Genomic DNA, 16,811 nt, shown 5'->3' with positions numbered 1-16,811 from the left:
AATCGGGCGGACTCAGTCGTTGCCGACCACGGTGATCCAGAACGGCAACTCGCCATGGGTAGGCACCTGCTTGACGACTTCCAGGGTCCTGGTGTCGATCACCGCGACTTTGTCGGTGCCGGTGACGCCGACGTAGACCCAGCGCCCGTCATGGCTGGCACGAACTCCATGCGGCCCCTGGCCGACTTCGATGCGCTTGACGACCTTGAGCGTGGCCGGATCGATCACGTCCACCTGGTGGTCGGCAATCGCGCCAGTGACCACGTAACGACCGCCGGGAATCACGTCGATACCGCCGTGGCTGAGGCCAACCGGGATCACCGCCAACACCTTCTGGGACTGGATATCGACCGCGGCGACCTTGCCGACAAGATCGCGAACCCACAGGGTTTTTCCGTCAGCGGAAAGGTCAAGGTTGTGCGGTCCCTTGATGCCCGGCACCGGGATCTCGTCGATCTTTGTCAGCGTCTTCATATCCACTACGGCCACGCCGGTACCACCTTGCAAGGTGACGTAGGCCAGCTTGCCGTCCGCGGTGAAGCGCGCGTTATGCGGCACCTCGCCGACGTCGATCGACTTGACCAGCTTCCGCGTCTCCATGTCGATGGCCGCGACGGTGCCATCGCCGGCACTGACTGCAAGTCCCCAGCGGCCATCGGGGCTGATTGCCACGCCCTGGGGCGTCGGCCCGATTTCAAAGGTGTCCAGTTTCTCGCCGCTTTGCGCGTCCACCAGATAGGCCTCCGGCAGATCCTTGCTGCTGACCAGCATGCGGGTGCCATCAGCGCTGATGGCGTTGTAATGGGCGCCGGCCAGCCCATCCCAGGTATCTCCCGCCGGCATGCTTTCCACTGCGTTGCTGGTTTGCAATGTCACGTAGACCGGTGCGGGAAAGAGGTCCTGCGGTTCGGCGGCATCGGCGCTGGTAACGCCAAAGGCGAGAGCGAAAGCCGCGGCGAGGCTCGCCAGCATCGGATGCGGACGTGCGGTCGGAAAGTTGTTGTTGGAGGTCATGTTGATTCCTGTGGGCTGGTGGAGGCAATCGGGGAGTTGGTTCGTGCAGGGGAGACGCACGCCACAGAGGTTTATTCCCTGACCTACACCCATCGACGGGACCGCCGGTTGGATAACTCCGCGTCCATCCCAATGGAAAACAGCGAGCGGAATGTCCTATTCGGTACGCGGGTCGATCAGCCAGCGCTGTCCGCGCGTGCCGTCCTCTTTCATGAAGTCCGCAAAAGCGCGCACGGCGGGTGCGAGCTCATGTCGGCTGGGATAGAGGAGACTTACCGGCAGCGCTGGCAGCGACCAATCCGGGAAAAGCCGGATGAGGCGTCCAGCCATGATGTCCGGGGCGCAGACATACGCTGAAACGATGCCGATGCCCGCACCATTCAGGATCAGCCCATTGATGGTCAGCGCCTCGTCGACCAGCATGCGCGGCTGCGGGTCGATACGTACCGTCTCGTCGCCCTTCCGGAACACCCAGGAAAAAGGACGACCGCTGCTCTGGCTGGGCATTTCAATCGTGTGCTGCTGATGCCCGGCAAGGTCGCGGATGGATGCCGGAGCACCATGTTTTTCCAGATACGCGGGCGATGCGCACAGATAGCGAGACAACATCCCAAGCCGCGTGGAGATCAAACTTGAGTCCGGCAGGGAGCCGATCCGTATGGCGCAATCCACCCCCTCCCCGACCATATCGGCCAGGTGTGACGTCAAATTGAGCGTAATGCGGATTTCGGGATAACGATCAGCAAAGACAGGCAACAGCTCGCTCAGCACGTTCACGCCGAACCCGATGCCCGCGCTGACTTTTATATGCCCGTGGGGCTTGGCGGCAAAACCGCTTACATATCCCGCCGCGTCCTCCAGCCGTTCCAATGGCGCAGCGCATCGCTCGCGCAAGGCTTCTCCGGCTGCGGTGAGAACGACGCGCCGCGTGGTGCGCTGAAACAGGCGTGCCCCCAACGCCGTTTCGAGCGACACGACCGCGCGACTGACGTTGGATTTCGGCAGGGCCAGTGCCCGCGCCGCCGCGGAAAAACCACCGAGCGCGGCAACGCGTTCGAACACTCGCAGATGATTGAGGTCGAGCGATTCGATTTTCCCTGTCACGGAACAGTACTTCCCATCAAAAAGTCTTCTATGGGCGCGCTTCCGGCCTTAGCCTTGCTTCTTGCGGCAACACCCTAAACCGAACTATACCCACGGGCGCAACAATCATCGACCAAGAAGCGGACAGGCCATTGCCTCTTCTTTACGGAACCTGCCACAGGAGTACCAGCCATGAACAATCTTTTCACACCCTTCGATCTTGACGCGCTGACCCTGCCCAATCGCATCCTGATGTCGCCAATGACGCGTACCCGCGCCACTGAAGACGGTGTGCCGACAGACCTGATGCGCGACTATTACGTCCAGCGCGCCAGCGCCGGCCTCATCATCACCGAATGCACGCAGATTTCCGAACAGGCACACGGCATCATCCGCGCGCCAGGCATTCACCGGGCGGATCAAATCGCGGCGTGGCGAAAAATTACCGATGCCGTCCATGCCGCCGGTGGGCGCATCTTCAACCAGATATGGCATTGCGGCCGGGTGGCGCATCCGGAAATGCGTGGCGGCGAGATGCCCGTCGGCCCGTCGCCAATTGCGGCTTCGGGCGAGTTCTTTCTTCCGCGCGGCCGGGTGGAGTTCCCCGTTCCACGCGAGCTGTCCCTTGAGGAAATCCCAGGCATCGTCGAGGACTTCGCCACGGCGACGAGAAATGCGCGCGCGGCGGGGTTCGACGGTGTAGAACTGCACGGTGCCAATGGCTATCTGCTGGATCAGTTCCTGCAATCGGGGAGCAACCAGCGCACTGACGCCTATGGTGGCCCGATCGAGCACCGGGCAAGGTTGCTTCTCGAAGCCCTGGATGCCGCCATCGACGCCTGGTCAGCGGAGCATGTCGGCGTCCGGCTTTCACCATCGAGCTTTCTTTATGGCATGGACGACGCCGACAAACTGGAAACGTTCGGCCATGCGGTGCGAGGCATCAGCGACCGGAATGCCGCGTATATCCACCTCACCGAACCCAACGTCAAGGCGCTCGAAGCTGGCGTTCAGATCACCCATGTCGCCGAAACGTTTCGCCCGATGACGTCGCTGCCGTTGATCATCAACACCGGCTTCGACAAGGCCAAGGCAAATGCCGCGCTCGCCGCGGGGCACGCCGACCTGGTGGCGTTTGGGGTTCCTTTCCTGACCAGCCCGGATCTGGTCGAACGCTTCCGGCTCGATGCGCCGTTGAACAAACCCGATCCCGCGACCTTTTATGGCGAAGGTCCCGGGGGATACACCGACTACCGCACCCTCGAGCTGACACCAGCATGACGGGCTGCAAAGCGGCAACGCGCAGGACTACTGCAGGATCGCTTGTGATTGGAGGCTCGGTTTATTGCTGACGCAGGGAATAATCGATGGCCGGCAGCGTCTACCCTGTACAGGTCACACCGCAGGAGGTCGATCCGGCCATGCTCGATCACGACATTGACGACCAGTTGCGCGAGCTGTTGCCGCGGTTGCAACGGTTTGCGCGCTGGCTGACGCGCGATGCCAGCACCGCCGACGACCTGGTCCAGTCCACGCTGGAGCGGGCAATATCGCGCTGGGGCAGCCGGCGTGATAACACCGCGCTGCGCCCGTGGCTGTTTTCCATCGCGTACCGCCAGTTCCTGGACAGCAAGCGGCGTGCGAGCCGCTACGCCAGCATGCTGGCGCTTTTTCGTGGTGGCGCGGCGGTCGAGCAGCCGTCAGTGGAACGCGAAGTAATGGCGCAATCGGTGGTGCAGGCACTGGAGCGCTTGTCCGATGAGCAGCGGCAACTGTTGCTTTGGGTTTCAGTGGAAGGTCTCACCTATCGCGAAGTGGCCGGCCTGCTCGATATCCCCATCGGCACCGTGATGTCCCGGTTGTCGCGCGCACGCACAGCATTGCGTCGGCTTGGCGATGGTGAGGTATCGAAGACTCCTTCGTTGCGGTTACTCAAATGAACGACATGACCAAAACCAGCTCATTCCCCGACGAAGCCGAGATCCACGCCTATATCGATGGCTACCTGGACGAAGCCGACTGCGCACGTATGGAAGCGTGGCTGGATCGCCACCCGACCCGGGCCGAGGAAATACGCGGATGGCAGCGTGACGCGCAGCAACTGCGCGCCCGGCTGGGCAGCTTGCCGCCGTCATCGGGCCAGCCGAATCTTGATCCGGCCGTGATCCGCGCACGACGTCGGCGTCGCGGGCGCGAACGACTGGCGTTGGCGGCCTCACTGGTGTTGACGCTTGGCGTAGGGGGCATCGGCGGTTGGCAGGCGCGCAGCCGGACAGCGCCCAGCGCGGAAGCACCGATGGCCGCAGCACCAACTGCCGCCGCGCCGATGGCCGACGCACTGCAGGCCTACCGCATGTTTGTGGCGGATCGGCGGGTGCAACTCGATATCACGCAACGTCATGCGGGCGAGCTGCAGACATGGCTGGACCAGCGCTTCCAGGATGCCGCCCGGCTGCCAGACCTGGCTAGCGCCGGCTTTCATCCCGTCGGTGGCCGCCTGACTGCCACCGACAGCGGCCCGGCGGCGATGGTGCTGTATGAAGACCAGCGGGGCAACGCCATCAGCTTCTATATCCGTCCGCCATCACCGCACGCCGGCGCACTGCTGCGCGGACAACGGCGCGAAGGACAACTGGCCACGGCGTACTGGTCCGGCAATGGTTACAACTACGCGCTGGTGAGTCGTGCCGATACCTCCGATGTAAAAGCAATGCGCGATGCGTTGCTGCCCACACCCATTTGACGGCCCGCCCGGCAGACGGCCTTCAAACCAACGCGCCGCCGCAGCTGGAACCCTGGCCGGCGGTGCAGCCGTAACAATGCTCTGCGGTGGCGATCCTGCGCGTCAGCGGACCATCGATCAGGTCACGCAGGTGTGGCCGCGACGCGCCTGCCACGGCCGGACCGGTAGCGCCCAGCGGCAGGTGCAGCATCTGGTTGAAGTCGCAGTCGTACAGGTAACCCTGGTAGTCGACGCTGAGCAGCGAGCGGCACATCACGCCGTCCAGGTTGTCGTCGCGGTGCGCGCCCTTGAGGGTCGCCATGTAGGTCGCGAAATGACCCTTCGACAGCAGCCACGAGCCGTAGCGCTGGATCGGCATGTTGGCCAGCGCGAACAGCTGGTTGAATACGATGCCGAAATTCTCACCCAGCAAGCGCTTGTAGTCGGCCTGCAACTGTTGCTGGCCCGGTGGCAGGAACGCGCCGTTGGGGTTGTAGACCAGGTTGAGCACCAGGCCGCTGCCGTCACGGCCGTAGCCAAGCGCGTTGAGTGTTTGCAGCGCGCGGATCGAGGCGTCGAACACACCCTGCCCGCGTTGTTCGTCGACGTTGGCCTGGCTGTGACAGGGCAGCGAGGCGATGGCTTCGACGCGATGTTGCGCGAGGAATTCGCCGACCCATTCGTAGCCTGGCTCTTCCATGATGGTGGGATTGAGCCGGTCCATCACATGCAGGCCGGCATCACGCGCCTGGGCCACCAGCCAGCGGAAATCCGGGTTCATCTCCGGCGAACCGCCGGTGACGTCCAGGGTGCCAACGCGGTGCCGCTTCGCGACCTCCAGAGCCAGCGCCATGGTGTCGCGATCCATCAGTTCGGTCCGGCGCGGGCCGGCGGCGACGTGGCAGTGGATGCAGCTGAGGTTGCACAGGTAGCCGAGGTTGAGCTGCAACGTGTCCAGCCGCTCGCGCTGGATCCGCGGAAAGTCACTGTCCTGCAGTAGCGGCCAGGTGTCATGCATGTGGGGAGTCCTTCGATGACGTGGGACGGGCCGACACCACGGGGGCGGCCGCATCCGGCGGGCGTGGCGCACGCCGGAACGGCTGCAGCAACAGCGCGCCCAGCCCCAGTTCGGCTGGATCGCGCCACTGCGGCAGTCCGATCGGCATGCTGCGTTCGGGTTCCGCGGCACGCACGCGATAGCTGCCGAACACACGATCCCATAGCGACAGGTTGAAGCCGTAGTTGCTGTCGGTTTCCTCGCGACGCACCGAATGGTGGGTGCGGTGCATCGACGGAGTCACGATCACCACGCGCAAGCTGCGGTCCAGCCGTGGCGGGAAGGCAAAGTCGGCATGGGTGAACAGGCTGGCCGCCGACAGCAATACCTCGAAGATCACCACGGCGGCAGGGTGCACCCCAAGCGCGACGACCAGCCCGAGCTTGACCGCCATCGACAGGCCAATCTCCAGCGGATGGAAGCGCACTCCGGTGGTGACATCGAACGCGACATCACTGTGATGCACGCGATGCAGCGGCCACAGCAGCGGGATCACGTGCAGCAGCCGGTGCTGCCAGTAGATCGCGGCATCCAACAGCAGCACCGCCAACGATATCTCCAGCCACGGCGCCCAATCCAGCAGGCCGAACAAGCCACCGCCGCGAGCATGTACCCGGGTTGCCAGGACCACCGCGAGCAACGGAAACGCCAGGCGCACCAACGCCGTGTCGAGCACCACCAACCCCAGGTTGGACCACTGGCGGCGCGCCGGCACGGCGTCACCACGCGCCGGCCACACCCGCTCGGCCACCGCCAGCGTCAACAGCACCAGCACGAATCCGCCCAGTCGCAGTGCCGCTTCGTGGCCGACGATGGCATCCAGATAGTTCACGGGAATATCCAATGCAAGACGCGATGGCTCCCTGATCCTGTCACGACGTTGGACTCACGATGGAGCCCGGCGGCTCGCGCATCCAGTGCGCGAGGTCGCGTTGCTCCGGCGTAGGGTCGGGCAAGGCCTCCAAGGCGCGCTGCACGGCCACCAGGTCACTGGCGTGGTCGGCGTCGGTCAACGTTGCCAGTGTGCGCCAGTCGCCGCAGTCGCGCATCGAGTACTGCAACGCGTGTGCGGTGTCAGAGGTGCTGTAGCGGACCGCGGTCCACGTTGGCAACGGCGGCACGGTATTGGCGCCGAACAACCAGAAACCACCGTCATCGGCCGCACCGAGCAGCAGCCGCGGCGACGGTGTCGACAGCCACTCGGCCGCCCCGGCAATCGCTCCCACCGTAAGCTGCGGTGTATCGGCGCCGAGCAGCAGGCCGAAGCCGTGGCGCTCGACCAGTTGCGCGTGCACATGGGCCATGCGCGCGCCCAGGCCACCGTCGCCCTGCGCGATGGTGGGCAGTCCGGGCCAGGCGTGCAGAGCGTCGGCTTCGGCCACGGCCCAATAGGCCGTCACCCCGAAGCGCAGCTGCGCGGCACGCGCTACCGACGCAACGGCAGCAGCCGCAAGGCGATACCAGTCAAGCGCGTAGACCTCGCCGCAATCGGCCGCAAGCCGGGTCTTGATGCCGGAACGCCCGGGCGTCTTGACGAAGATCGCCAGCGCGCCGCTCATCGACCCGACTCACTTTGCGAGAACCGCCGGGCCTGTCGCCAGGTCTCGCGCAGGTGCCACCACGTGGTCGACCACCAACCCTGCTCGGCATACTTGCGTGCACTGGTGAACAACCAGGCGCCAACCGGCCGCAGTCGCACGTTGGCCCGGCGCAAGCGCCAGACCAGGTCATGGTCTTCGCCGTGGTCCAGCCCCGGGTCGAAACCACCGAGGCGTTCAAACACGGCGCGCGGCAGGACCAGGCCCTGGTCACCAAATGGCAAACCCAGCCAGCGGCTGCGAAGCCAGGTACCGAGCGCATTCAAGCGCATCCATACCGGCCCGTCATCGAGGAAGCGCAGGTCGAAATATCCCGCCTCGGCGGGATCGGGTGCACCGGCCGAATCGATAAACCGCGCCAGCGCCGGCAACGTTCCGGCGGCCAACACGCAATCGGCGTGCAGGAACCACAACCAGTCACCTTCCGCATCGCGCGCACCCGCATTCTGTTGCGTGGCGCGCCCGGGTGGCGCAGCGATGACCTGCCAGCGCGGTGACGGGCGAATGGCCTCGTCGATAGCCAGGTGACCAGCATTCCCGGCTTGCTGGCCCGACACGGTTGCCGCAACCACAGGCACCACCAGGAACGCGTCCGCGTCCTGGACGGCTCCGGTCTGCGCGTGGACCACCCGGACCTGTGACGATAACGCCGCCAGTTGCGCGCGCAATCGCGCCGATATCGCATCGCCCGGTCCCACCGGCACCACCACCGTCAGCTTCGCCAGCACCGCCGCGGCATCCATCGCTCAGCCCCGACGCCAGGCGAAGAATCGCTCGGTCCAGCGCAACACCATCTGCGGCGCATGCGCGCGTTTCCAGTTGCCAGCGACGTACTTGTTCGCCTCGGCCATGGTCGGGTAGATATGGATGGTGCCGAGCAGCTTGTTGAGGCCGATGCCGTGCTTCATCGCCAGCACGAACTCGGCCAGCAGCTCGCCCGCGTGTGCACCGACAATCGTCGCACCGAGGATCTTGTCCTTGCCCGGCGCGGTCAGCACCTTGACGAAGCCGCGATCATTGCCGTCGGCAATCGCACGGTCGAGGTCATCAATGCCGTAGCGGGTGACTTCGACCTCGATCTGCTGCCGGCTTGCCTCGTCCTCCGACAGGCCAACGCGCGCGACCTCCGGCTCGGTGAACGTGGCCCACGGGATCACCCGGTAGTCGACGTCGAACGACCACAACGGCGCGATCAATGCGTTGACGGCCGCGTACCAGGCCTGATGCGATGCGACGTGGGTGAACTGGAACGGACCGGTCACGTCACCGCAGACATGGATGTTGGGGAAGTTGGTCCGCAACAACGCATCGGCCTCGATGGTGCGGCGCGCGGTCAGCTGCACTCCGAGTTCCTCCAGCCCGAAGCCCTCGACATTGGCGGTGCGGCCCAGCGCCAGCAGCAGGGTGTCGAATTCCATCCTGACCTCGGCGCCCTCGTGCTCACACACCAGGCAGCCGCCGCTGCCATTGGCTTCCACCCGCAAGGCCTTGTGCGCGGTGGCGACGTGCACGCCGTCGGCGCGCAACTGGTCGGTCACCAATGCCGCTGCATCGGCGTCCTCGCGCGGCAGCAATCGCGGTGCCATCTCCACCTGGGTCACCTGGCTGCCGAAGCGCGCGAACACCTGGGTCAGCTCACACCCCACCGGGCCACCGCCGAGCACCAGCAATTTCCCGGGCAGGCTGCGCAGGCCCCACACGGTATCGCTGGTCAGGTAGTCGACCGTGTCCAATCCCGGCAGCGTCGGCACCAGCGGCCGCGCACCGGTGGCCAGGATCAGGCTGCGGGCGCTGAGCCGGCGACCCTCCACCTCGACTTCCCAGGGCGAGACGATCTTCGCTTCGCCGCGAATCACCTCGACGCCCAGGCCGGTGTAACGCTCGACCGAATCATGCGGCGCGATCTTCGCGATCACCGCCTGCACGCGCTCCATCGCTTCGGCAAAGTCGAAGTCCACCTGCATCGCGCGTACACCATAACGCCGGCTGTCACGCGCTTGCGCCAACAGTCGCGCGGTGCACAGCAAGGCCTTCGACGGCACGCAGCCGGTGTTGAGGCAGTCACCGCCCATCTTGTCCTTCTCGATCAACGCGACTTTTGCCTTGACCGTCGAACCGATATACGCCGACACCAGCCCGGCCGAGCCGGCACCGATCACCAGCAGGTTGTAGTCGAAGCGCGCCGGCCGCTTGAAGCCGCGATACACCCGTCGTGCAGCCAACCACCGGGTCAGCCATCGCGCCAGCAACGGCAGCAGCCCCAACAGCACGAAGGCACCGATCAAGCCCGGCGACAGCACGTCGCCCAACGAGCGTATTTCCGCCAACTGGGTGCCCGCGTAGACATACACGACAGTGCCGGCCAGCATGCCGAGCTGGCTGACCCAGTAGAAGGTGCGCAGCTTGAGCGCGGTCAGCCCGGCCAGCAGGTTGACCACAAAGAACGGAAACACCGGGACCAGCCGCAGCGTGAACAGGTAGAACCCGCCATCGCGCTCAACCCCGGCGTCGATCTTCTTCAGGCGCTCGCCGTAACGACGGCGCACGCTGTCGCGCAGCACGAAGCGCGCCATCAGGAACGCCAGCGACGCGCCGATGGTGCTGGCGAACGACACCAGCAGCGTGCCTCCCAGCAATCCGAACAGCGCACCGGCGGCCACCGTCAGCACCGCCGCGCCCGGGATCGACGCCGCCGCGACCGCGACATAGACCAGGAAGAACAGTCCCGCCGCAAGCCACGCATTGGCCGCCACCCAGCCCAGCAGGCCGGCCTGCCGCGCCTTCAGGTTGTTCAGCGTCAACGCGTCGCCCGCGCCCGCCTGCCAGGCCCACACCAACGCGAAAACCAGTGTCAGCAGCAGTACCCAGCGCCAAACGGCATTGGCAGGCTTTGGGTTCATGGATGGCTCCGGGGGGCAGGAAAAAATACGGGAACGGCGAGAGTTCACGCCGATGACGGGCACAGGCTGACGGAAAGGTTCACGCTGGCAAACCGATGGTTCTGACAACTGGTTCCAGCAACTGGTTCCAACCATTAGCCATGACAACGGCTCCCGACAACGTAGCCCAATTGCCACCGCAGTCGTCACGGGCGTGCGGGGCCATTGTCGAAAATGTGCACCTGGTTGATCCGCAAGCTGATCTTTTACCCGAGATGGAATTATCCGCCGCGCCAGACGTCCAACTCCTAGTCGACACCAATTCGTACGGGCTACATGCCCGCCCCCCGCGCCTGGAGACCGTCCATGAACCGTCGCACCGTCCTGCAAGGCTTGGCCGCGATGGCAGCATTGCCACTGCTGCCTGCCTGTTCGCGAGCCGCCCCGCCCGCACTCCCACCCGGCACAGCGGTCGTGTCGGCCCTGGGCCATCCCGACACGTTCTGGCGCGACAAGGTCAGTCCGGCGGCCTTTGATGTTTTGTTCAAGGCAGATACCGAACGTGCCTTCAGCAGTCCGTTGGACACCGAGAAGCGCCTGGGCACCTTCGTGTGCGCCGCGTGCAACCTGCCGCTTTTCAACAGCGACGACAAATTCGACAGCGGCACCGGCTGGCCGAGCTTCACCCGGCCCATCGCCGGCAAGATGGAGACCAAGCGCGACTTCATCTTGTTGATTCCGCGCACCGAATACCACTGCGCCCGCTGCGGCGGCCATCAGGGCCACATCTTCAACGATGGCCCACCGCCACTGGGCAAGCGCTGGTGCAACAACGGGCTGGCGTTACGCTTTGTGCCGCAAGGCCAGCAACTTCCAGCACTGCGGGGATGACCGCCATGACCAGCTATCCGGGCTCGCAAACCCGACGGGATCCCCGCTGTGGCCGGCAGCCGCGCAAGCCGCGGAAACATCCCTTGCGCCGGGCCGTGTTGGTCGCGCTGTTGCCGCTGCTGACCGCGCTGGCAGCTTGCGCGCAATCGGGCAGTGGTGAGCGCAGTGTCAGTGACGCCCAACAGGCCGCAGCGGCTTCGGCGCCTTCGACCGACATCGCCGTCGCGGTGTTCGCCGGCGGCTGCTTCTGGTGCATGGAGCCGCCGTACGACCAGTTGCCCGGGGTGCTATCGACCACCTCCGGCTATATCGGCGGCACCGTCGCCAACCCGACCTACGAGCAGGTCTCCGCGGGCACCACCGGCCACGCCGAGGCGGTGCAGGTGAAGTACGACCCGCGCCAGGTCAGCTACGAGAAGTTGCTGGAGGTGTTCTGGCACAACATCGATCCGGTCGCGGTCGACCGCCAGTTCTGCGACATCGGCGACCAATACCGCAGTGCGATTTTCACCATCGGCGAGGACGAGCAACGCCTCGCCGAGGCCAGCAAGCGCACGTGGCAGGCCTCCGGTCGCTTCGAGCGTCCGATCGCGACCCAGGTCGTCGTCGCGACCACGTTCTACCCGGCCGAGACCTATCACCAGGACTACTACGAGAAGAACCCGATCCGTTACAGGTACTACCGATTCAGTTGCGGCCGCGACGGGCGCCTTGAGGAGCTTTGGGGGTCTGGCAGCTAGCCCGGCATCAAGGCGGTACGGGGATCGCTTCGCATCCCGACGCGGGCTGGTTCACACTGCGTCCGACCGCCACTCGATGGAAGCCGCCATGAAAGCACCCCGGTACCCCCTCGCACTGAGCGTTATCGCCGTCTTGCTGCTGGCTGTGGCCGGGCCGGGCACCCGGCTGGGACTTTGGGCATTCCCCACCGGCTTCAAACTGATGAGCTGGGCTGCCTATGCCGGCTTGGCCGCCGCGGCGATCGCGCTGGTGATGTTGCTGATCCCGCGCATCCGGCGCACCGGGACCGGCGCGCTGGTGGCCGCGTTGCTGCTGGGTGTCGCGGTTGCATTCGTGCCGTGGAACGGGATGCGGCAGGCCAAAAAAGTGCCGCCAATCCACGACATCAGTACCGACACCGAGCGTCCACCGCCGTTCGTCGCGATCCTGCCGCTGCGGGCTGCCGCAACCAACCCTTCCTCTTATGCCGGACCGGAGGTGGCGCGAGCGCAAGCCAGCGCCTACCCCGACCTGGACACACGCCACCTCGGGGTTACGCCGGCCGACGCATTCCAGCGCGCGCTGTCCACCGCGCGCAGCATGGACTGGGAAATCGTCGCCGCCGATCCGGCCAGCGGCCGCATCGAGGCCACCGCGACCACGTTGTGGTTCGGCTTCAAGGACGATGTGGTGATCCGTATCGAACCGGATGTCACCGGCAGCGGCAGCCAGGTCGACGTGCGCTCGGTATCACGGGTCGGAAAGAGTGACGTGGGCACCAACGCCAAACGCATCCGCGCCTACCTGGAACTGCTGGGAAACTAGTTGCCCCGGCCTTTGTGGTTGCCGTTGTTTCCCTGGTTTTTCTTGCCGCCGTTGTTGCCCTTGCCGTTGTTGCCCTTGTTGCCGTTGTTTCCGTTGCTGCCCTTGTTTGCCTTGTTCCCGTTATTTCCGTTGTTGCCCTTATTCCCCTTGCCCCGATCATTATCGGCATGCAGGCGGGCGGCGCGGGCGCGCTCGGGGTAGTCGCGATACATATCTTCGTCGATCCGGATCGGACGACCCCAACGGTCATAGCTGGAGACGAAGCCGCGCTTGAGCCGGTGGAACTCGGCCGAGCCCGGCTTGATTCCCATCCGCTTGGCAACGTTGCCCCAGCCCTGGCCGTGATCGCGCTCCCACTCATCGACCACGTAACGGCATGGGCGGCCGATGATCTGGGCGATCGCACACGCGTAGTAGATATCACCCGGCGCCCAGTTGCGCTCGGTAAGCAAGCTGCTCACCAGGCTGCGCGGGGCACCGTGGTAACGAACCATTTCATCGACAAACGGCTGCTGATAGCGGGAACCGTAGCGGTTGACGTCGTCCAGCCGGCTGTCGACCCAGACATCACCGCTGCGCGGGTTCCAGCCGAAGCTGAAGTCCTGCGCCGCAACCTGTCCGGCCCCGAACAACGCGGCCACTGCGGCGGCGACGGCAAGCATCCTGGATGTTGATTTGTTCTTCATGGTTCTACTCCCTTCAGGGGGCTCACGATCAACGCGAGATGACAAACTTTCCGAACGCCACGCCGAGATCCCAGCCGGCACCCTTGCCTGCCAGCGCCAGCGAGACCTCGCCCTTGGTCATCACCTGCGCCTTGGCCGACTTGCCCACGCCCGCGTGCGCCTCGGCGGTGACGTAGGTGCCGAGCACGTCCTCGATCCGCGTCACGCCGGAAAACTCGCCGCGCCCATCCTCGATTCTGGTCTTGCCGACGGTGATTCCGCCGCCCTTGGTGCTGATCTTCACCGACATGCGCTGGCCGTTGTCGCAGCTGACCGTGCCATTGCCGGAGCCGGTCTTGTAGAACAGCGACCAGCCCGACATGTCGAAGCGCATTTCGCAATCAACCGGTCCGGCGGCGCTGGCCGGCAACGCAGTGATGGCAAGCAGGCCGGCAGCCACGACGGGGAACACGATCCTGATGAGGCCGGGAGTCTTCATTGACGTACTCGTTTGGATGTTTGCGGGAACGGATCAGCCTACCTTGCCGGCGCTCAATCGTCGTCCCGGTCGCGGTACGACCGGCTGTAATAGCGGCGCGAGTCGCGATCATTGCGCGCACGATAACGGCTGCGGTCCCGGTCGTAGCGCGGATCGTAGTACGTCGCCTTGACCTTGCACTTGCCGTGCTTGTTGCACTTCACGTCACGGGCGTTGTTGCGCGGGCTGGAGCGGTAATAACGGGGGTTGCCACGGTTGTCGCGCACCACGATGAGGCGGTTGTTGTAGCCACGGCGGTTGTTGCGATAGTCGTCTTGATAGTACGCATGACCGTTGCTGAAGATCACATCGGCCGCGTTGACCAGCACCCGGACCAGGTCGTCGCCATCGTTTGCGTGGGCGGGCACAGGAGCCAACGCCGACAGGCCGATACCGGCCACCAGCGCAACCGGAGCGAGCCACCGGAATAGATTGGACATGGGGTTCTCCTTTATCGGCCGGCCGTTCCAGCCACGATCCGACGATGCCGGGACACACCTGAACACGCATCCAATGCCGACCTTGGCCGGCCAATCCCGCTCAGCAGGCGTTCGGCATTGTCGTCAATGCTGCCAGCTCGGCGACCGCACCGGGCAAGCCGGCAGCGGCGTCAACCCGACGCATGCGCGAGGGCACGCTTGGGCTATCGGGAAGCACCGCATTCTCATGCGCCCAGGTGGTGTGGTATGGCACGTGGATGCCCCAGCCACCCAGTGCCAGCACCGGCGCGATGTCGGAGCGCAACGAGTTGCCGATCATCAGGAAGCGGCTTGCGGGCAGCTCGAATTCGGTCAGCAGTCGTCTATAGGTCGGCGGGTCTTTCTCGCTCACGATCTCGATCCGGCGGAACAGGTCGGCCATGCCGGATTGACGCACCTTGGCCTCCTGGTGGAACAGGTCACCCTTGGTGATCAACACGATCGGGTAGTCGCGGGCTATGGCCTCCACCGCGTCGCGGATGTCCGGAAGCAGCTCGACCGGGTGTTGCAGCAGCGCTTTGCCCAGCCCGACGATGCGCTGCAGGTCGGTGGCGCTGATGCGCGCCTGGGTCAGCTCGACGGCGGCTTCCAGCATCGACAGCACCATGCCTTTCACGCCATAGCCGAACACCGCGATGTTGCCGCTTTCCACCTCGTACAGGCGCTGGCGCAACTGGCCTTCGTCCAGATCGACCCATGCCGCGATGATCTGCTCAAACTCCTGCTGCGCCTGGTCGAAATAATCCTGACTGCGCCACAGGGTGTCGTCGGCGTCGAAGGCGACCATCTCGATTCTTTCCATCGCCCCAGTATGACGGACCCGGAAAGCCGAAGGGCGACCCAGTGGGCCGCCCTTCAATACGCATGGGCGTTGAACCCGCCGCTGTTATTGACCCGAGTCGGTGGCTGCCGCGTCGCCGGCCGCTTCGGCACCGGCACCGCCCTGCATCTTGGCAACGTAGGCCTTGTACTCATCGGCGGTGAGCAAGCCATCGGCGTCGACATCCGCCTCGGCGAATACCGCGTCCAGTGCCGGCACCGACGCCGCCTCGGCCTGGCTCAGCGCGCCGTCACCATTGGTGTCGACGTCATTCCAGCTTTTCTTCTCCGAGGGTACCGCCTGCTGCGTCGGTGTTGCCGCTGCGCCCTCTACGGGGTCGGCCGTGGTGGCGTCCTGGGCAAAGGCGAGCGGTGCGGCCAGCGCAGCCACCAAGGCAAGGCTGATGGTCGAAATCTTCATGGATCATGTCTCCTGGACAAGGATGGGAATGGCGCTGCAGGACGGGGGATTCCTGCCGCACGACTCGCACCTTGCGCACGGCGCCATGAACCGTCGCCATGGGTCAATCGTTACGACAACGTTGGTTTAACCATCGGCCCCGAATTTGGCGCTAGGACACCGCGGCGGATGCTCCGCGCAGCCGGAAAACCGTGATGCCCGACATCGCTTCGGCGGCTTCGACCCTTTTGATGTTGCTGAACCCAACACAACCTTCACGCAGCCGCCGAAGCGTTCATTCGTTCTCCGCCGCCGTCCCCACCTGCAGTTCGCCATCCACGATGTCGACCGCGACCCGGATCGGGCGACAGCACACCTGACAGTCCTCGATATAACGCTGTTCCTCGATCGAGTCATCAATCAGCAGTTGGATCGACTCGCCGCAATACGGGCAGTGGACAGTGGCGGTGGGCAACATGGGCAGCTCCTGTGCGTGACGGGCGATCGGCGGCCCACCTGGACAATGCCACGGAAGCCGGGAACACCACGCCAACGCGGTGTTCACCACTGGATCACCGCACCGGGGCGATGCTGGATCGCAACAGTGGAGGAAGCGACTCATGAAGCACCGACACGTATTCAGTACCCCGGACATGCCGGCCGCGATCGCGGCCATCGACGCTGCCCTGGCCGCCGGGGTACCCGATAGCAACATCCTGTTGGTGGCGCGCTCGGACATCGAGATGGACGTGATCCCGCAGGAACGCAAGGAAGCCGACACCGACATGATTCCCGCCGCAATGCGCGGCGCCGGTTATGGCGCCGGGGCCGGCCTGTTGGCGGGTCTGGTTGCGGTCGCCATCCCGGCATTGGGCGTGACCATGATCGGCGCGGCCGCCGCAACGGTGGCCGGTGCTGCGGTGGGCAGCTGGTCGTCTGCACTGGTCGGCTCGTCGATCCCCGACCCGGTGCGACAGAAGTTCCACGACGAGATCGAGGCCGGCAATATCCTGGTGCTGGTCGATGGCGACAAGGAGCTGCTGGCCGCCGCGCACCCTCGCATTATCGCCACCGGCGCGGTAGCGTTACCGTTCGAGGCCACCTCCATCCCATCCTGAGAA

The 16,811-nt window shown here is 65.0% G+C and carries 20 protein-coding genes; 7 read left to right on the top strand and 13 right to left on the bottom strand.

Features of this window, described 5'->3' with window-relative positions; genetic code table 11:
- Positions 1–12: 12 nt before the first annotated feature.
- A complete protein-coding gene (locus ACW7G6_RS08130) occupies positions 13–1,014 on the bottom strand; it encodes a cytochrome D1 domain-containing protein (RefSeq protein ID WP_456978202.1) in 1,002 nt (333 codons plus the stop codon).
- Between the two features lie 156 nt (positions 1,015–1,170).
- Positions 1,171–2,118 carry a LysR family transcriptional regulator gene (locus ACW7G6_RS08125; RefSeq protein WP_456978201.1) on the bottom strand — a complete coding sequence of 316 codons (948 nt, stop codon included), beginning with the start codon at positions 2,116–2,118 and terminating at the stop codon, positions 1,171–1,173.
- Between the two features lie 171 nt (positions 2,119–2,289).
- Here ACW7G6_RS08125 and ACW7G6_RS08120 point away from each other — a divergent pair, with 171 nt between their 5' ends.
- The 3 genes from ACW7G6_RS08120 to ACW7G6_RS08110 all read left to right on the top strand — a co-directional run bounded on the left by ACW7G6_RS08120 (position 2,290) and on the right by ACW7G6_RS08110 (position 4,840).
- On the top strand, positions 2,290–3,378 hold the full coding sequence (locus ACW7G6_RS08120; RefSeq protein WP_456997993.1) for an alkene reductase: 1,089 nt from the start codon (positions 2,290–2,292) through the stop codon (positions 3,376–3,378).
- Between the two features lie 140 nt (positions 3,379–3,518).
- Positions 3,519–4,037 carry an RNA polymerase sigma factor gene (locus tag ACW7G6_RS08115; protein ID WP_456998139.1) on the top strand — a complete coding sequence of 173 codons (519 nt, stop codon included), beginning with the start codon at positions 3,519–3,521 and terminating at the stop codon, positions 4,035–4,037.
- On the top strand, positions 4,034–4,840 hold the full coding sequence (locus ACW7G6_RS08110) for an anti-sigma factor family protein (RefSeq protein ID WP_456997992.1): 807 nt from the start codon (positions 4,034–4,036) through the stop codon (positions 4,838–4,840). Before ACW7G6_RS08115 ends, ACW7G6_RS08110 begins: the two co-directional genes overlap by 4 nt.
- 22 nt (positions 4,841–4,862) lie before the next feature.
- On the opposite strand, the gene arsS is transcribed toward ACW7G6_RS08110, so the two are convergent.
- Genes arsS through ACW7G6_RS08085 form a run of 5 tightly spaced genes read right to left on the bottom strand, consistent with a single transcriptional unit; the run spans position 4,863 to position 10,374 of the window.
- On the bottom strand, positions 4,863–5,837 hold the full coding sequence (gene arsS, locus ACW7G6_RS08105) for an arsenosugar biosynthesis radical SAM (seleno)protein ArsS (RefSeq protein ID WP_456997991.1): 975 nt from the start codon (positions 5,835–5,837) through the stop codon (positions 4,863–4,865).
- Positions 5,830–6,708, bottom strand: a complete 879-nt coding sequence (locus ACW7G6_RS08100; RefSeq protein ID WP_456997990.1) for a sterol desaturase family protein — start codon at positions 6,706–6,708, stop codon at positions 5,830–5,832. The genes arsS and ACW7G6_RS08100 overlap by 8 nt, the downstream gene beginning before the upstream one ends.
- Positions 6,709–6,748: 40 nt before the next feature.
- Positions 6,749–7,435: a TIGR04282 family arsenosugar biosynthesis glycosyltransferase gene (locus tag ACW7G6_RS08095; protein WP_456997989.1), complete on the bottom strand. Its 687-nt coding sequence runs from the start codon at positions 7,433–7,435 to the stop codon at positions 6,749–6,751.
- Positions 7,432–8,217: a glycosyltransferase gene (locus ACW7G6_RS08090; RefSeq protein WP_456997988.1), complete on the bottom strand. Its 786-nt coding sequence runs from the start codon at positions 8,215–8,217 to the stop codon at positions 7,432–7,434. The genes ACW7G6_RS08095 and ACW7G6_RS08090 overlap by 4 nt, the downstream gene beginning before the upstream one ends.
- A gap of 3 nt (positions 8,218–8,220) precedes the next feature.
- The gene (locus ACW7G6_RS08085; protein ID WP_456997987.1) at positions 8,221–10,374 is read right to left on the bottom strand and encodes an FAD-dependent oxidoreductase; all 2,154 of its coding nucleotides are present in this window, start codon (positions 10,372–10,374) and stop codon (positions 8,221–8,223) included.
- A 345-nt stretch (positions 10,375–10,719) separates the two neighbouring features.
- On the opposite strand from ACW7G6_RS08085, the gene msrB reads away from it, so the two are divergent.
- From msrB to ACW7G6_RS08070, 3 genes are all read left to right on the top strand, one after another.
- A complete protein-coding gene (gene msrB / locus ACW7G6_RS08080) occupies positions 10,720–11,244 on the top strand; it encodes a peptide-methionine (R)-S-oxide reductase MsrB (protein ID WP_456997986.1) in 525 nt (174 codons plus the stop codon).
- Between the two features lie 5 nt (positions 11,245–11,249).
- Positions 11,250–11,984, top strand: a complete 735-nt coding sequence (msrA, locus tag ACW7G6_RS08075) for a peptide-methionine (S)-S-oxide reductase MsrA (protein ID WP_456997985.1) — start codon at positions 11,250–11,252, stop codon at positions 11,982–11,984.
- Between the two features lie 88 nt (positions 11,985–12,072).
- On the top strand, positions 12,073–12,789 hold the full coding sequence (locus ACW7G6_RS08070; RefSeq protein WP_456997984.1) for a DUF1499 domain-containing protein: 717 nt from the start codon (positions 12,073–12,075) through the stop codon (positions 12,787–12,789).
- Here the strand turns inward: ACW7G6_RS08070 and ACW7G6_RS08065 are convergent.
- The 6 genes from ACW7G6_RS08065 to ACW7G6_RS08040 all read right to left on the bottom strand — a co-directional run bounded on the left by ACW7G6_RS08065 (position 12,786) and on the right by ACW7G6_RS08040 (position 16,168).
- Positions 12,786–13,475: a hypothetical protein gene (locus tag ACW7G6_RS08065; protein WP_456978189.1), complete on the bottom strand. Its 690-nt coding sequence runs from the start codon at positions 13,473–13,475 to the stop codon at positions 12,786–12,788. The genes ACW7G6_RS08070 and ACW7G6_RS08065 overlap by 4 nt on opposite strands.
- A 28-nt stretch (positions 13,476–13,503) precedes the next feature.
- Complete coding sequence (locus ACW7G6_RS08060; RefSeq protein WP_456978188.1) at positions 13,504–13,953, bottom strand: hypothetical protein; 450 nt, start codon at positions 13,951–13,953, stop codon at positions 13,504–13,506.
- A 53-nt stretch (positions 13,954–14,006) separates the two neighbouring features.
- On the bottom strand, positions 14,007–14,432 hold the full coding sequence (locus tag ACW7G6_RS08055) for a hypothetical protein (RefSeq protein ID WP_456997983.1): 426 nt from the start codon (positions 14,430–14,432) through the stop codon (positions 14,007–14,009).
- A gap of 100 nt (positions 14,433–14,532) precedes the next feature.
- On the bottom strand, positions 14,533–15,273 hold the full coding sequence (locus ACW7G6_RS08050; protein WP_456978186.1) for an HAD family hydrolase: 741 nt from the start codon (positions 15,271–15,273) through the stop codon (positions 14,533–14,535).
- An 84-nt stretch (positions 15,274–15,357) separates the two neighbouring features.
- Complete coding sequence (locus ACW7G6_RS08045; protein WP_456978185.1) at positions 15,358–15,711, bottom strand: EF-hand domain-containing protein; 354 nt, start codon at positions 15,709–15,711, stop codon at positions 15,358–15,360.
- A gap of 274 nt (positions 15,712–15,985) precedes the next feature.
- Positions 15,986–16,168 (bottom strand): CPXCG motif-containing cysteine-rich protein, encoded by a 183-nt coding sequence (locus tag ACW7G6_RS08040; RefSeq protein ID WP_456962515.1) that lies wholly within the window; start codon positions 16,166–16,168, stop codon positions 15,986–15,988.
- A 142-nt stretch (positions 16,169–16,310) separates the two neighbouring features.
- Here ACW7G6_RS08040 and ACW7G6_RS08035 point away from each other — a divergent pair, with 142 nt between their 5' ends.
- Positions 16,311–16,808: a hypothetical protein gene (locus ACW7G6_RS08035; protein ID WP_456978184.1), complete on the top strand. Its 498-nt coding sequence runs from the start codon at positions 16,311–16,313 to the stop codon at positions 16,806–16,808.
- Positions 16,809–16,811 lie beyond the last annotated feature (3 nt).

The sequence above is a fragment of the Lysobacter sp. A421 genome (assembly GCF_054052145.1).
The sequence above is the reverse complement of the archived record's forward strand: the minus strand, read 5'-3'. Positions and strand labels throughout refer to the sequence as shown.

Coding starts and splice junctions, on each gene's coding strand:
- ACW7G6_RS08130 (WP_456978202.1), bottom strand. CDS start 1,014: ATGACCTCCAACAACAACTTTCCGACCGCACGTCCGCATCCGATGCTG.
- ACW7G6_RS08120 (WP_456997993.1), top strand. CDS start 2,290: ATGAACAATCTTTTCACACCCTTCGATCTTGACGCGCTGACCCTGCCC.
- ACW7G6_RS08110 (WP_456997992.1), top strand. CDS start 4,034: ATGAACGACATGACCAAAACCAGCTCATTCCCCGACGAAGCCGAGATC.
- ACW7G6_RS08070 (WP_456997984.1), top strand. CDS start 12,073: ATGAAAGCACCCCGGTACCCCCTCGCACTGAGCGTTATCGCCGTCTTG.
- arsS (WP_456997991.1), bottom strand. CDS start 5,837: ATGCATGACACCTGGCCGCTACTGCAGGACAGTGACTTTCCGCGGATC.
- ACW7G6_RS08090 (WP_456997988.1), bottom strand. CDS start 8,217: ATGGATGCCGCGGCGGTGCTGGCGAAGCTGACGGTGGTGGTGCCGGTG.
- ACW7G6_RS08055 (WP_456997983.1), bottom strand. CDS start 14,432: ATGTCCAATCTATTCCGGTGGCTCGCTCCGGTTGCGCTGGTGGCCGGT.
- ACW7G6_RS08065 (WP_456978189.1), bottom strand. CDS start 13,475: ATGAAGAACAAATCAACATCCAGGATGCTTGCCGTCGCCGCCGCAGTG.
- ACW7G6_RS08035 (WP_456978184.1), top strand. CDS start 16,311: ATGAAGCACCGACACGTATTCAGTACCCCGGACATGCCGGCCGCGATC.
- ACW7G6_RS08040 (WP_456962515.1), bottom strand. CDS start 16,168: ATGTTGCCCACCGCCACTGTCCACTGCCCGTATTGCGGCGAGTCGATC.
- ACW7G6_RS08060 (WP_456978188.1), bottom strand. CDS start 13,953: ATGAAGACTCCCGGCCTCATCAGGATCGTGTTCCCCGTCGTGGCTGCC.
- ACW7G6_RS08085 (WP_456997987.1), bottom strand. CDS start 10,374: ATGAACCCAAAGCCTGCCAATGCCGTTTGGCGCTGGGTACTGCTGCTG.
- ACW7G6_RS08050 (WP_456978186.1), bottom strand. CDS start 15,273: ATGGAAAGAATCGAGATGGTCGCCTTCGACGCCGACGACACCCTGTGG.
- msrB (WP_456997986.1), top strand. CDS start 10,720: ATGAACCGTCGCACCGTCCTGCAAGGCTTGGCCGCGATGGCAGCATTG.
- ACW7G6_RS08095 (WP_456997989.1), bottom strand. CDS start 7,435: ATGAGCGGCGCGCTGGCGATCTTCGTCAAGACGCCCGGGCGTTCCGGC.
- msrA (WP_456997985.1), top strand. CDS start 11,250: ATGACCAGCTATCCGGGCTCGCAAACCCGACGGGATCCCCGCTGTGGC.
- ACW7G6_RS08045 (WP_456978185.1), bottom strand. CDS start 15,711: ATGAAGATTTCGACCATCAGCCTTGCCTTGGTGGCTGCGCTGGCCGCA.
- ACW7G6_RS08115 (WP_456998139.1), top strand. CDS start 3,519: ATGCTCGATCACGACATTGACGACCAGTTGCGCGAGCTGTTGCCGCGG.